The sequence below is a fragment of the Nonomuraea sp. NPDC003707 genome (genome assembly GCF_053587055.1).
The window spans coordinates 110,115-123,271 of sequence record NZ_JBSFNK010000031.1; the positions used below are offsets into that span (position 1 = coordinate 110,115).

General features: G+C 73.7%; 15 protein-coding genes. 1 reads left to right on the forward strand and 14 read right to left on the reverse strand.

All coding sequences use genetic code 11. The annotated features are described in order from the left end of the window. Positions 1-13: 13 nt before the first annotated feature. The 12 genes from ACWDRB_RS50115 to thrC all read right to left on the reverse strand — a co-directional run bounded on the left by ACWDRB_RS50115 (position 14) and on the right by thrC (position 11,121). Complete coding sequence (locus ACWDRB_RS50115; protein ID WP_449906938.1) at positions 14-1,189, reverse strand: ABC transporter permease; 1,176 nt, start codon at positions 1,187-1,189, stop codon at positions 14-16. A gap of 2 nt (positions 1,190-1,191) precedes the next feature. Beyond that, the gene (locus ACWDRB_RS50120; RefSeq protein ID WP_449906941.1) at positions 1,192-1,866 is read right to left on the reverse strand and encodes an ABC transporter ATP-binding protein; all 675 of its coding nucleotides are present in this window, start codon (positions 1,864-1,866) and stop codon (positions 1,192-1,194) included. Then, positions 1,859-3,580, reverse strand: coding sequence for a peptidoglycan-binding protein (locus tag ACWDRB_RS50125; protein WP_449906944.1), 1,722 nt, complete (start codon positions 3,578-3,580; stop codon positions 1,859-1,861). Before ACWDRB_RS50125 ends, ACWDRB_RS50120 begins: the two co-directional genes overlap by 8 nt. After that, positions 3,580-4,368, reverse strand: coding sequence for a hypothetical protein (locus tag ACWDRB_RS50130; RefSeq protein ID WP_449906947.1), 789 nt, complete (start codon positions 4,366-4,368; stop codon positions 3,580-3,582). The genes ACWDRB_RS50125 and ACWDRB_RS50130 overlap by 1 nt, the downstream gene beginning before the upstream one ends. A 123-nt stretch (positions 4,369-4,491) precedes the next feature. Further along, the gene (locus tag ACWDRB_RS50135) at positions 4,492-5,112 is read right to left on the reverse strand and encodes an SRPBCC family protein (RefSeq protein ID WP_449906950.1); all 621 of its coding nucleotides are present in this window, start codon (positions 5,110-5,112) and stop codon (positions 4,492-4,494) included. Next, positions 5,112-5,456, reverse strand: a complete 345-nt coding sequence (locus ACWDRB_RS50140; RefSeq protein ID WP_449906953.1) for an ArsR/SmtB family transcription factor — start codon at positions 5,454-5,456, stop codon at positions 5,112-5,114. The genes ACWDRB_RS50135 and ACWDRB_RS50140 overlap by 1 nt, the downstream gene beginning before the upstream one ends. 54 nt (positions 5,457-5,510) lie before the next feature. Further along, positions 5,511-6,116, reverse strand: a complete 606-nt coding sequence (locus ACWDRB_RS50145) for an energy-coupling factor transporter transmembrane component T family protein (protein WP_355196443.1) — start codon at positions 6,114-6,116, stop codon at positions 5,511-5,513. After that, positions 6,113-6,787: an energy-coupling factor ABC transporter ATP-binding protein gene (locus ACWDRB_RS50150; RefSeq protein ID WP_350730556.1), complete on the reverse strand. Its 675-nt coding sequence runs from the start codon at positions 6,785-6,787 to the stop codon at positions 6,113-6,115. Before ACWDRB_RS50150 ends, ACWDRB_RS50145 begins: the two co-directional genes overlap by 4 nt. Next, positions 6,784-7,977 (reverse strand): thiolase family protein, encoded by a 1,194-nt coding sequence (locus ACWDRB_RS50155; RefSeq protein WP_449906958.1) that lies wholly within the window; start codon positions 7,975-7,977, stop codon positions 6,784-6,786. The genes ACWDRB_RS50150 and ACWDRB_RS50155 overlap by 4 nt, the downstream gene beginning before the upstream one ends. Position 7,978: 1 nt before the next feature. Continuing rightward, positions 7,979-9,337: a class I adenylate-forming enzyme family protein gene (locus ACWDRB_RS50160; RefSeq protein WP_449906961.1), complete on the reverse strand. Its 1,359-nt coding sequence runs from the start codon at positions 9,335-9,337 to the stop codon at positions 7,979-7,981. A gap of 7 nt (positions 9,338-9,344) precedes the next feature. Next, the gene (locus tag ACWDRB_RS50165; protein WP_350730561.1) at positions 9,345-9,953 is read right to left on the reverse strand and encodes a biotin transporter BioY; all 609 of its coding nucleotides are present in this window, start codon (positions 9,951-9,953) and stop codon (positions 9,345-9,347) included. 103 nt (positions 9,954-10,056) lie between these two features. Beyond that, positions 10,057-11,121, reverse strand: coding sequence for a threonine synthase (gene thrC, locus ACWDRB_RS50170; RefSeq protein WP_449906964.1), 1,065 nt, complete (start codon positions 11,119-11,121; stop codon positions 10,057-10,059). Positions 11,122-11,184: 63 nt separating this feature from the next. Here thrC and ACWDRB_RS50175 point away from each other — a divergent pair, with 63 nt between their 5' ends. Next, on the forward strand, positions 11,185-12,018 hold the full coding sequence (locus ACWDRB_RS50175; protein ID WP_355196455.1) for a MurR/RpiR family transcriptional regulator: 834 nt from the start codon (positions 11,185-11,187) through the stop codon (positions 12,016-12,018). Here ACWDRB_RS50175 and ACWDRB_RS50180 read toward each other — a convergent pair. Beyond that, positions 12,002-12,529 carry an N-acetyltransferase family protein gene (locus ACWDRB_RS50180; RefSeq protein ID WP_449906968.1) on the reverse strand — a complete coding sequence of 176 codons (528 nt, stop codon included), beginning with the start codon at positions 12,527-12,529 and terminating at the stop codon, positions 12,002-12,004. The genes ACWDRB_RS50175 and ACWDRB_RS50180 overlap by 17 nt on opposite strands. Before the next feature lie 41 nt (positions 12,530-12,570). Further along, positions 12,571-13,137 carry a helix-turn-helix domain-containing protein gene (locus ACWDRB_RS50185; protein WP_449906971.1) on the reverse strand — a complete coding sequence of 189 codons (567 nt, stop codon included), beginning with the start codon at positions 13,135-13,137 and terminating at the stop codon, positions 12,571-12,573. Between the last annotated feature and the right edge of the window lie 20 nt (positions 13,138-13,157).

The following is a 13,157-nucleotide window of genomic DNA, read 5'->3' on the forward strand; positions in this document are numbered from 1 at the left end:
AAGGGCACCATATCTAGCGAAGTGCGTTGACCGGTTCCATGCGAGCGGCGCGCAGGGCCGGGTAGAGGCCCGCGAGCAGCCCGACGACGGCACCGGCGGCAGGCGCCATGAGGGCCAGCCGTACGTCCATGACCGGCGTCCACTGCTTGACGGCGCAGACCGCGACGATCACGACGATCCCTCCGGAAGCGCCGATGACGCCGCCGGTCAGGCCGGTCAGGGTGGACTCCAGCAGGAACTGCGCGGCGATGTGGCGGCGGGCGGCGCCGAGGGCGCGGCGCAGGCCGATCTCGGCGACGCGCTCCATCACGGTCACCAGCGTGACGTTGGCGATGCCGACCGCGCCGACCACCAGGGAGACCAGCCCGAGGATCAGGAAGAGGGCGTCGACGTCGCCTTCCACCGCATCGCGGGCCCTGGTGGGGCTGGGCGGCGAGCCGACCTGGAGGAGGGCCTCGTTGCCGGGGCTGAGCGCGGCCGGGGCCTGCCTGGCGATCAGTTCCGCGGCGCCGAGGCCGGTGTTGATCAGGACCCGGGTCACGGTGCTCAGGCCGTAGCGCCTGCCGACCGACGGCGGCAACATGACCGCGCTCGCGAGGCTCTTCTCGCGTCGCAGGTCGCCGAGGACGCCGATGACGGTGTACGCCTGCGTGCCGATGAAGACGGCCGGAGCCCGGCTCAGCCGGGTGATGCCCAGCAGCTCGGCCGCGTGCCGGCCCAGCACGACGACCTTGTCCCCGCGGGCGATGTGCCCGGCGTCGAAGTAGCGGCCCTCGATCATCCTGCCTTTGACCGCGGCGGGCAGGTCAGGGCTGCTGGAGACCACGGTCAGGGTCTGGTCGGTGACCCGGGTGGGGTCCACGATGTCGTTGGAGCGGACGCTGAGGTTGGCGCCCTGCTTCGACTCGGCGAGGGCGGCGGCGGAGACCACCCCGCGCAGCCGGGTCACCCGGCCGATGTCGGCCCAGTCGACCAGGGGGAACGGGTTCTCCGGGACCTCGACCGTGACGGAGGTGGCGGTGAGCTCGTCGAAGCGGCCGACGATCTGGTTGCCCGCCGTCGCGGCGACGCCCAGGGTGACCACGAGCGTGGTGATGCCCAGCACGGTGCCCAGCGTCGTCAGCGCCGAGCGCACCGGGCGGGCCAGCAGCCCCGCCACGGCCTCGTTCAGCAGGTCGCGAGGGTGCACGTCTACTCCTCCGTGAGGATGCCGTCGGTGATGCGCACCCGGCGCGCGGCCCGGTCGCTCACGTCGGTCTCGTGAGTGATGACCACGATGGTCATCCCCTGGGCGCGCAGCTCGTCGAACAGGTCGAGCACGGCGTCGGTGTTCCTGCTGTCGAGGTTGCCGGTGGGTTCGTCGCACAGCAGCAGCGACGGTTCGCCCATGAGGGCGCGGGCGATGGCGGCGCGCTGCCGCTCACCGCCGGACAGCCTGCCGGGCAGGAAGTCCACCCGGTGCGACAGCCGTACCCGCTCCAGGGCCCGCAGCGCGCGTTGCCGCCGCCCCGCGCGCGGTGCCGCGCCGTAGACCTCGGCCAGCATGACGTTCTCCAGCACGCTGCGGTGCGGCAACAGGTGGAAGGACTGGAAGACGAAGCCGATCCGGCTGCCGCGGATGGTGGTCCGCGCGCCGTCCTTCAGGGTGGTGGTCTCGATGCCGTCGAGCCGGTAGCTGCCGCTGGTCGGCCGGTCGAGCAGGCCGAGCGTGTTGAGCAGCGTGGACTTCCCGGACCCCGAAGGGCCAACTATGGCTACATAGTCCGATTTTTCAACTCTTAGGGTGACGGCGGAGAGCGCTCTGACGGGAGGGTCGGCGGGGAACTCCTTGGTCAGGCCGTCGAGCAGGATGACCGGCTCAGGCACTGTTGATCACCACCAGGTCGCCCGGCTTGAGCTCGCCGGTCACCTCCACGGCCCCGTCGGCGGACAGGCCGGTGCGTACCTCGACCTCCTTGGTCCGGTCGGGGGCGATCTCCACCTGCACCCGGGCCCGGCCGTCCGCGGCGGTGACGACCGCCGCGGCGGGGACCACGAGCACCTCCCGGTCGGTGGCGCCGATGGTCACGCGAACCGTGACGGGCGCGCCGGCGAGCTTCTTGAGGCCCTTCATCGACGTGGGGGTGATCGTCACCGGCACGGCGCCCTTCGCGTCGCGTCCGCCGAGGGAGGTCACCGTGCCGGGGACGGTCTTGCCGGCCTCGGTCTCGATGCTCGCGTTCAGGCCGGGTTTCACCCGCTCGGCCTCGGCCACGTCCACCGAGCCCGAGACCACGAACGAGGCGCTGGTCACCGTGGCGACCGACTTGTCCACCAGCTCGCCCGCCTTGACGGCCGGCTTGTGCAGGCGGGCGGGCAGCCTGGGCAGGAAGACGACCTCTCCCGGCGGGACGGTGACGCCGTAGGTGCGGGAGAACTCGGCCAGCAGCGCCCGGGCGGCGGCCAGGTCACGCTGGGCGTTGGCCACCTTCAGCTTGACGGGCGAGAGCCGCCTGGCCTGCCTGAGCGCCTGCTCGGCGGTGGCGACCGCCTCGCGCGCCTGCCGGACGTTCTTCCCCAGCTCGGTCAGCCGCGCGGCCCGCGTGATCCCGGCCTCCTTCAGTACGCGCTCCAGCGCCGACCTTGCGGCGGCCAGATCCGCTCGGGCGTTGGCGACCCGGAGTTCGAGCAGGCGGGTGTCGGCGGGCGGCCCGGCCGTGGCACCCACCGTGGGGCTGGGCCCGAGGCTGGGCCCGAGACTGGGCGCGGCGGTGGGCGTCGCGGTGGCCTGGGCGAGCTCCTGCTGGGCCGCCAGCAGCTTCTCCTCGGCCGCCCGTACGGCGCTCTCGGCGGCCTCGAGCTTGGCCTCGTCCTCGGTGGTACGGTCCTGCGCCCGCGCGCTCCCCAGCGCCTGTTCGGCCTCCTTGAGATCCTGCCGGGCGCCGGCGAGCTTGAGTTTCAGCGGGAGCACATCCTTGCCCTGGTCAAGGGCCATGCGCTCGGTCGCGAGCACTTCCTGGGCGGTCCGCACGGCCCGGCGCAGGTCGTCGCGCTTCTGCCGGAGCTCCAAGGTGGGCTGCTGCGCCTCATAGCCCTTCCTGGCGTAGAAGCGCGACACCGCGGCGACGGTCGCCCGGTCGAACACGCCGGTCGCGGGCACGCGGTGACCGAGCCTGCGCAGCGCCTTCTGCAACTGCTCGACATCGGCCCCCTTGGCGCCGGAGACGATGCTGCGGTGCATCGGCACCGTGCCGGAGAAGACGAACACCGGCCGCCCGTTGACCTCCATCATCACCGCGCCCTCCGCCAGGGTGCCCCGCCGGGGAGCGCGGGTCGCGCGCTGAGTGGTTTCGCTGCCGCCCACCACCCCGGCCAGCGACACCGGATAAGGCGAGCCGTACTCCAGCGCGCCGCTGACGACGACGGTGGCGACCAGCTTGCGCCGCTCGACCGCGACGGTGACCAGCGACGGTCTGGGCGGCTTGCGCGCCGCCGCCTCGTCGGCCGGGGAGCGCAGCAGGGCGGCCACTCCCCAGCCGGTCCCCGCGACCGCCAGGACCACGGCCAGCACGAGCAGCAGCTTTCCGCGAGGGGTGCGCATCACCGCTCTTGGAACCCGTACTTCACCCTGGCCTCGTTGGTGAGCCGCTTCTGCAGGGGGATGAAGGCGGCGTAGAAGTCCTTGCCGCATTCCAGGTCGACCAGCGCCGACTTGATCTCCCTGGCGAGGTACGGCCTGGCCGCCTCCGCCGTGACGGTGCCCGCCTTGCCGAGCCGGTCGGCCTGCTCGCTCCACAGCACCACGCCGCGGCCGCTCAGCGCGACCGGCTTCTCCGAGGTCACCCGCTCGCCCTTGGACTTCAGGCACTCGGCGAACGGCGCGGCGAGCTCCAGCAGCTTGGGGTCGCCGTCGAGAGTCTTGTCGATGTTCTCGATCTCCGTGGCCATCTGGTCCTGGTAGTCGGCGACCGAGGTGGCTTTGAGGCCGTTCACCTGCCGGAGGGCGGTGACCCGGCACTCGTTCAGGGTCTTGAGGTAGGCGTCCCGCCTGGCGCCGGAGAGGCCGTCGATCGTCGCCTGGTTGGGGTCCGGGGCCTGGGTCTCCGGCGGCTTCGGATAGACGACGGCGGAGAAGACGCCGAAGCCGTTCTTGCCGCGCTCGGCCTTCATCGCCGCGTAGTCAGCGGGGTTCGCCGCGGACCTCCTGGGCGGGCTGACCGAGGGGGTGTAGGCGAAACCCTTCTGCTTCATGCAGGTGGCGATGACGGTCTCGCGCTCGCGGGCCTTGTCCATCGTGGCACCGCCACCGCCGTCGGCCGCGGGGGCCGGGTCTCCCCCGCAGCCGGTCAGCACCGCCAGACCGAGCAGGCCGCACATCAGCACACGCATCGAGGACTCCTTCCCGGTGACTCACGCCGCCCTTCGCGACGCCGTGGCCACTGTGGAGCCCTCTCCCGGCCGATCCGTATTGACCGGGTATCCGCGCGTGCTCAGCCGTGTATCCGCCGCGTATCAACGCTCCGGTTCGGGGGCGTAAAAGGCGGTGGTGGCGGCGACGGCGGCGGCGACCTCGTCCGGCTCGCCGCCCGCGGCCAGGTGGGCCTCGCCCCAGGCCCGGCTGCTCTCGGTGATGTAGCGCCGCCCCTCGCCGGTCTCGTGGAACGTGGCCTCGTCGACCCCTGTGTCCCCACCGGTCGACAGGTGCAGGGCCAGGCCCAGCAGCGCCAGGTCCCAGCCCACGCCGGTCGCGCCCGGCCCGAACCGCCCCCAGAACTCCGGCGGCACCTCGGCGCTGTGACGCAGCTCGAACAGGGTGCCGCCGTCCTGGGCGGACAGGTGCACCTCGACCTCGGAGAAGCCGGGGTTCTCGCCGAACAGCCAGCTGACCTTCAGCAGGCTGGGCGGCTCGCAGCGCAGGATCTCACCACCCGCGTTGCCCTGGAGCTGGTACGTCCCCCCGACCCGGAGGTCCCCGCTCACCGGCAGGAACCAGCGGGACAGGCGCTCGGCGTCGGTGCAGGCGTCCCAGACGTCCTCGACCTCGGCGTCGTAGTGCCGTCGCAGCACCACGCTCTTGACGTCGCCGTCCTTCACCTCGCGCTGCGCCTTGAGCAGCTCGTCCACGATATCCATCAGGTGTCCTTTTCGTTCATGCGGCGCTCGCGCTTGCCGCGGGCCAGCTCCGTCGCCAGCGCGTCCAATCGTTGGGTCCAGAAGCCCCGAAATCGCTCCAGCCAGAGATCGACCTCCTGCAGCGGCCCCGGCTCGACGGCGTAGAGCCGCCGGGCGCCCTGGGCTCGTACGCTGGCGAAGCCGTTGTCGCGCAGCACCCGCAGGTGCTGGGAGACGGCCGGTTGGGAGATGCCGAACTCGCGCTGGATGACGCCGGTGAGCTCTCCGGAGCTCTGCTCACCGGCGGCCAGCAGCTCCAGGATCCGCCGCCGGACCGGATCGCCGAGGACGTCGAATGCGTGCACGACCTGATTGTTCAGGATCGGCTTATATAAGTCAAACCTGGGATAAGCCCGCGCTCAGTCGTCCAGGCCGCGGGCACTCAGGGCCTCGCCGAGCGCGTCGGCGTGCCGGAGGGAGCCGACCACCAGCGGCACCGCGAAGGCCCGGAAGCTGCGTTCGACGCCCCTGGCCCGCTGGGCCTCCCGGACGCGGGTGGCCAGCGCGGCCACGACGGGCACGCTGCGTACCGTCAGCGACAGCAGCAACGACAGCCGGAACGGGTCCAGACCCACGAACCTGGCCGGTGACAGGCAACGCTCCAGCGCCGACATCATGGCCGAGGTGCGGGTGGTGAGGGTGACCAGCCCGGCCAGCGCGACCGCGAGCACCACGCGCAGCGTCGTGGACACCGCCCCCGGCAGGTCCACGAGCACCCACTGCATCCCGAACAGCCCCACCGCGAACCACCGCACCGGCCTGACCTGCGCCCACGCCGCCGCCACGCCGACCCCGGACAGCGCATAGAGACCGGCCGCCACGACCGCCGCGCCTGCCAGCGCGAGCGGCGAGCTCAACAGCACCAGCCCCGTGCACGCCAGCGCCAGCCCCGCCAGCTTGGCGCCGGCCGGGAGCCGGTGCAGCGGCGAGGAGCCGGGGACGTAGGCGCCGGTGAGGCCGTTCACGACATGATCTTCCGGTAGTGGGTGATGGCCTCGTCGGGGGTGCCGTCGGCGACGACGCGCCCCTGGTCGAGCACCAGGACGCGGTCGAAGTCGGCCAGCAGCGGCAGGTCGTGGCTGACCACCAGCACCTGTTGCGGCAGCTCGCGCAGCAGGTCGGCGACCTGGCGGGAGTGGCGCAGGTCCAGCAGTGTGGTCGGCTCGTCCATGACGAGGATGTCCGGTTCGAGCACCATGACGGAGCACAGGGCGAGCAGCTGCTTCTGGCCTCCCGACAGGTGGTGGGCGGGGTGGTCGGCGTGCCCGGCCAGGCCGTACCGGTTGAGCACGTCGTGCACGCGCCGCTCGACCTCCTCGCGCGCCAGGCCCTTGCGGCGCAGGGAGAAGGCGACGTCCTCGGCCACGGTGGGCATCACGATCTGCGCGTCCGGGTCGGTGAACAGGAACCCGACGCCCCGCCTGATCTTGGCGGCGTGGCGGCGGGTGTCGAGGCCGAGCACGGTGACGCTGCCCGAGGTGGGCAGGGCCAGGCCGTTGATCAGGCGGGCGAAGGTGCTCTTGCCCGAGCCGTTGGCGCCGACCACGCCGATCCGCCGCTCGGGCAGGGCGGCGGTGACGCCGTTGAGGACGTCGCGGGCGCCGAGGCGTACGCGCACGTCGGCGAACTCGATCACGCCCGCGCTCCGTCCCGGCCGGTGCCGACCACCTCGAACAGGGCGGCCACGCCGAGCCCGCCACCCACCGCGGCCGTCGCCAGGCCCAGCGTCCCCGGCGGGGCTCCCCCGCGCACGAGGCGGCCGAACAGCCGGGTCACCACGACCGCGCCGGTGGCGCCCCAGGGATGCCCCAGGGCCAGCGCACCGCCGTCGGCGCACACCCGATCGTCGTCCAGGGCGTCGATCCCGAGCGCGTCGGTGACGGCCAGCACCTGCGCCGCGAACGCCTCCACGATCTCCACCGCCGCGACCTGTTCCAACTCCACCCCCGCACGCGCCAGCACCCGCCGCACCGCCGGCACCGGACCCCATCCGGGCAGCTCGGGATCGCACCCGACGACGGACCCGGCCACCAGCCGCATCCCCGGCAGGCCCGCGCGCAGCCGCTCGGGCACGATGGCCACGGCCGCGGCGCCGTCGCTGACCGGGGAGGAATTACCGGCCGTCACTGTACCGTCCGCCACGAAGGCCGCGGGCAACCGGGCCAGCGACGCCGCCCGCAGCGGCCGGGGCCGCTGGTCGTCGCGGCGCCCGCCGATCGGGACGATCTCCTCCTTGAACCGGCCTGCCTCGCGGGCGGCCAGCGCCCTGGCGTGGCTGCGGCAGGCGTAGGCGTCCTGGCGCGCCCGGCTGACGCCGCGCGCCGCCGCCAGCGCCTCGGCGGCCGGCCCCATGTCGGGGTCGGGGTGACCGTGCGGGGCGAAGGGCGCCCTGGGGTACGGCTCCGTGGCACCCCGATGGGTACGCAGCGGCGCGGTCGAGGCGCTCTCCACCCCTCCCGCGATCACCAGGTCCATCTCCCCCGCCCGGACGGCCTGGCCGGCCACCAGGATCGCGGCCAGCCCGCTGCCGCACTGCCGGTCCACCGTCAGGCCGGGCACCTCGTGCCCCAGGCCCGCCGCCAGGGCCGACACCCTGGCCACGTTCCCGCCGGGCCCCATGCAGTTGCCCAGCACCACGTCGTCCACCCGCCGCCCGGCCAGCTCGCGCGCCACGGCGGCGATCACGGGCGCGGCCAGCCGATCGACCGTCACGCCCTTGAACGCGTGCCCGGCCGTCCCGATGGGGGTGCGCCGGGCCGCCACGACGACGGGCTCGTCCCCGAGGGTCCGGGGCGCGGCTTCGTGGCGCGGATCGGAGTCGCGCATGTCAGATCAGCCGCCGGATGTCGGGATCGCCGCCCGCCAGCCAGGCCGCGACCAGGGCTCGGGCGGGCTTGCCCGTCTGGTTGCGGGGCAGGCTCGGCACCGCGTACCAGCGGCGTGGCCGTTGCGCCTCGTCCAGGCCGCCCCTGGCCGTCGCCTCCAGCAGCGCGCGCGGCGGCGGCGTGGCGCACTCGGCCTCGATGACCGCCGTGACCACCGCACCCAGCGACGGGTGCGGCGAGCCGATCACGACGATGTCCCCCACACCGGGCACCTTCCTGAGCACCTCCTCGACGTCCTCGGGCACGACGGTGGCGCCCCCGGTCTGGATCGCGCCGTCACCCCGGCCGCGTACCCGCAGCACCTCTCCTACCCGATACGGCTCCGCCACGTCGCCCACGCTCGCCCAACCGTCAGCGTCCCGGCGCAACGGGCCCGCGGCATCGCCCAGATATCCGTCGGCCAGCCACGGCGAACGCGCCCACACCTCGCCGAGCCCGCCCTTGGGCCTGACCTCGATCTCCACGCCCGGAAAAGGGCGCAGCCCGCCCCCGTCGGCGTCCACCGCCACGAACGACAGCTCCGTCGCCCCGTAATAGGACACGACCCGGACCCCCGCCCGGGCGGCCGCCGCCCGGGTGCCGGGGTCGAGGGCCGCGCCGCCGACGACGGCCACGCGCAGCGCCCCCGGGTGCTCCAGCACGTCGGGCAGCCGGTGCGGCACCAGGTGCACGACCGTGGCCCTGGCCAGCAGGCCGGGCAGCGTGCGGGAGGGCCGGCGGCCGGGAAGAAGGGCCGTCGCCCCGGTGGCCAGGGTGTGGACGGCGGCGAAGGCGTACAGGCTGGAGACGAGGGGGCCAGGGATCAGCACGACGTCGTCCGGGCCGATCCCGGCCAGCTCGCCGAGGTGCGGGAACGACTCCGTCCACGACGCGCGGGTGCGCACGATCGCGCGTGGCCGGCCGGTGCTGCCCGAGCTGAAGCACGCCCACGCCCGGTCCCCAGGCTCCGGGTCGTGCCGCACCGCCGGACCCGCCGCCCCGGGCAGCGGCGTGTCCACGAGGAAACCGGGTCCGGCCGCGGCGACGCTCGACCACCGCTCCCGGTCCCAGGCGGGGTCGCCCACCAGCGGCGTCGCGCCCGCCAGGTCGGCCGCGAGCACGGCGGTGAGCAGCTCGACCGGGTCCGCCAGGCCGATCGAGACCAGCGCGCCCGGGCCGATCCCGCGGCCGAGCAGGTGGCGGGCGGCGCCGTGGATCCGTTCGGCGAGCTGGGCGTAGGTGAGCTCGCCCTGGGGGCCGCACACCGCCGGGCGCGAAGGGCGTTCGGCGGCGTGCCGCATCACGTGTTGTGCAACCGGCATCGAGCGGTCAACGCCCCCCGCCGGAGCGCAGCCGTTCGCGGTGCACGGCCGGGACCGCGTCCGGGTAGGCCCGCTGCGTACCCCTGGCCACGCCGGACGCCAGCACCACCTTGATCAGGTCGCCGGGCAGGAAGACGAGGCTGGACACCGCCGTCGCGCCCAGGGACACCCCGGTGACCAGCGACTGGACGGGGATGCCGAACAGGTAGACCACCCCGATCCCGCCCACCAGGCACGCCACCATCAGCGGGAAGATCCCCGGGTTGCGGCCCGCGCGCTCGACGAGCCAGCCGGTCACCGCCGCGCCCGGGATCCAGCCGATCAGGTATCCGGCCGACGGCATGGCGAACACGCCGAGCCCGCCCCGCCCGCCCGCCAGCAGCGGCAGGCCGACGGCGACCAGCACGAGCAGCACCACCACGGCCAACGCGGCCCGCCACGTGCCGAGGATCGCCCCCGCCAGCATCACGCCGAGCGTCTGGAGCGTGATCGGGACCGCGTTGCCGAACAGGTTGAACGAGCCGGGCACGCCCAGCACCGCGATCAGCGCCGCGAACACGGCCACTCGCGCCAGGTCGCCCGTGGGGAACCCGCGCCGCTTCGATGCATCCATCATGGGGACGATCCCACACCAGAACCGCACCGTTCAGGCATGGAGAGATCCCACAACTTTCCGGGTGTTCCTCTGCGAACGATCGATACCTTCTCCACAACTGCGGTCAGGCCGCCAGGCGGAGGGCCCGGGCCACGTCGGAGGCGGACGAGGAGGTCTCCGTCGAGGAGTAACCGCCGCGCAGGGAGGCGTCCAGGTCCTTCAGGCCGTTGCCGCTGAGCGTGATCACGATCCGCAGGCCCGGCTCCAGCAGGCCTCGCTCGTGCCGGTCGAGCAGGCCCGCGACGCCTGCCGCCGAGGCGGGCTCGGCGAAGACGCCGTCGCGGCGGGCCAGCAGCCGGTACGCGGCGAAGATCTGCTCGTCGGTCACCGCCTCGATCAGCCCGCCGGACTCGTCGCGGGCGGCCACGGCGCCGTCCCAGGTGGCCGGGTTGCCCACGCTGATCGCGCTGGCCGCCGTCTGCGGAGCCGCCACGGGAGCGCCGTGGACGAGCGGGGCCGCTCCGGCCGCCTGGAAGCCCCACATGCGCGGCAGCCGCCCGGCCAGGCCTGCGCCGTGGTAGTTGCGGTAGCCGCCCCAGGTGGCGGTGATGTTGCCGCCGTTGCCGACCGGCAGGCAGTGCACGTCGGGCGCCTCGCCGAGGGCGTCCACGATCTCGTAGGCGACCGTGCGCTGCCCGGCCAGGCGCAGCTCGTTGCCGACCGAGTTGACCAGCGCGATCGGGTGGTGGGCGGCCAGCTCGCGGGCCACGCGCAGGCAGTCGTCGAAGTTGCCGTCGATCTCGACGATCTCGGCTCCGTAGCGTACGGCCTGGCTCAGCTTGCCGAGCGCGATCCGTCCCTTGGGGACCAGCACGGCGGCCGTCACTCCCGCGCGGGCGGCGTAGGCGGCGGCCGAGGCGCTGGTGTTGCCGGTGGAGGCGCAGATGACCGCCTGCGCCCCGGCCTCGGCGGCCTTGCTGATCGCCACCGTCATCCCGCGGTCCTTGAACGAGCCCGTCGGGTTGGCCCCCTCGACCTTCAGCCAGATCTCGCAGCCGGTGAGCTCCGACAGGTGCGCGGAGCGCAGGAGCGGGGTGTTGCCCTCGTTGAGCGAGACGGAGGGGGTGTCGGCGGTGACCGGCAGCCAGCGCCGGTAGTCGCTGTCGATCAGGCCATGCCAGGTTCTCATGCCCGCACCGTAACATTCGTTTCGCGAGCCTGGGTAGCCGGTGTTGATGTAACATTTGTCATTGTGGAGAACGATCCGGTGGCCGACCGCCTCAGCGCCGTCTATCCCGAGCTGCCGCCCGGGGAGCGGGCGATCGTGCGGGTGCTGCTCGACGACTATCCGTTCGCGGCGCTGGGCTCGCTGCGGGCGCTGGCCGAGCGCGCCGGGGTGAGCCCGCCGACGGCGTCGCGGCTGTTCGACCGGCTGGGGTACGGCGGGTTCGCCGACTTCCAGGCCGCAGTGCGTGACGGGGCGCGGGGGCGGTCGCGACTGCTGGAGTTCGTCTCGCGCGCACCCGACTCCCCCGCCGCCAGTCCCGAGCTGCGACAGGCCGCCGAGGACCTGCGCGCGGGGCTGGACGGCACGCTCGCCGCCGCCACGGATCCCCTCCTCGACGCGTCCGCGGCCCTGCTCGCCGAGGCCAGGACGGTGTGGGCGCTGGGCGGGCCGTTGAGCGAGCTGGCCGCCGAATACCTGATCCGCCAGCTGGCCAGCCTGCGGCCCGGCGCGCACCGGGTGCCCGACTCCGTGCAAGCCCGGGCGCGTACCGTGCTGGATCTGAAGGGGTCCGACGTGGTGGTGGCGTACGACTTCCGGCGCTATTCCTCCGGCACCGCCCGCTTCGTCAAGGCCGCGCGCGCCCGGGGAGCGCGGCTGGTGCTCGTCACCGACGCGTGGGAGTCGCCGCTGGCCGCCGAGGCGGAGGTGCTGATCCGGCTGCCGCGCGAGGCCGCCGGGCCGATCGCGCCGCTCGCCCACGAGATCGCCGTCACCGAGCTGCTGCTCGTCGCCACGGCCGCCCGACTGGCGCCCACCGAGCGGCTGGCCGACCTCGACGCGCTCACCCGGACGCTGTGAGTTTCTTGTAGAAGAAGCTGCAGTCCTGGAGCGTGCCGTCCGGGGATCCGGCGTAGTCGGGGACGATGCCGTAGCGGGTCCAGCCGCCGGTGCGGTAGACGTGCTCGGCGGTGCTGCCGGTCTCGGTGTCCAGGAGCAGGAGGTACGCCCCGGCATCGAGGGCGGCCTGCTCGGCGGCGGCCAGCAGGGCGCGCGACAGGCCCCGGCCGCGGGCTTCGCGGTGGACCATCAGCTTGACGATCTCGGCGCGGTGGCGGGCGTTCGGCTTGGTCGCCAGGGCGAGGCCGACGGTGCCGGTGACGGCGCTCCCATCGCGGCACACCCAAATCAGGAGGCTGCCGTCGGCCACCGCCGGAGCCTGGGACCGCCACCAGGCGGCGGCCTCCTCGTGGCCGAACGGCGCGAGAAAGCCCACGGACGCGCCGCCGTCCACGGCGTCGACCAGCAGGCCGGCCAGCTCCTTGACGTCGGCGTCGAAGTCGTCGGCGGTCAGGCGCTCGATGGCGGGCATGGGACTCCTCCGGGGTCTTCCAGGGGACGAAGGGCTGTGGGTCATGGGAGGACGATCAGGACGGCGTACCGGACCGGGTCGGGGCCGGGGCAGCGGAAGCGGGACGGCCCCCACAGGCGGAAGCGCAGGCAGTCGCCCGTCTCCACGGTGTGCGTGTGACCGTTGGCGGTGATCTCCACGGCCCCCTCCAGCACCCAGATGTGCTGCTCCAGCCCGGGCACCGGCGACGCGTCGTACGAGATGTCCGCCCCCGGCCGCAGCCTGCCCTCCACGACCTCGCCCCGCATCCCCGGGTGGGGCGGCGACACCGAACGCCGGACGAACCCGGACTCCTCATCCCGGAACACCGCCTGCGCCCCCGCCCGTACGAGCTGCGGCGGCTCGGCCTCCACCTCGGCCAGCAGCCGCGACATCGTACGCCCGTAGACGGCGCACAGCCTGCCCAGCAGCGCGGCGGTCGGGCTGATCTCGCCCCGTTCCAGCCGCGACAGCGTCGAGCGGCTGATCCCCGAGTGGCTCGCCAGCTCCTCCAGCGACCAGCCCCGCTCGACGCGCAGCTCCGCGAGCCGCCCGGCGAGCCGGACCTCGACCTCCTCCATCCGTCTCATATAAGAGAATATATCCCATA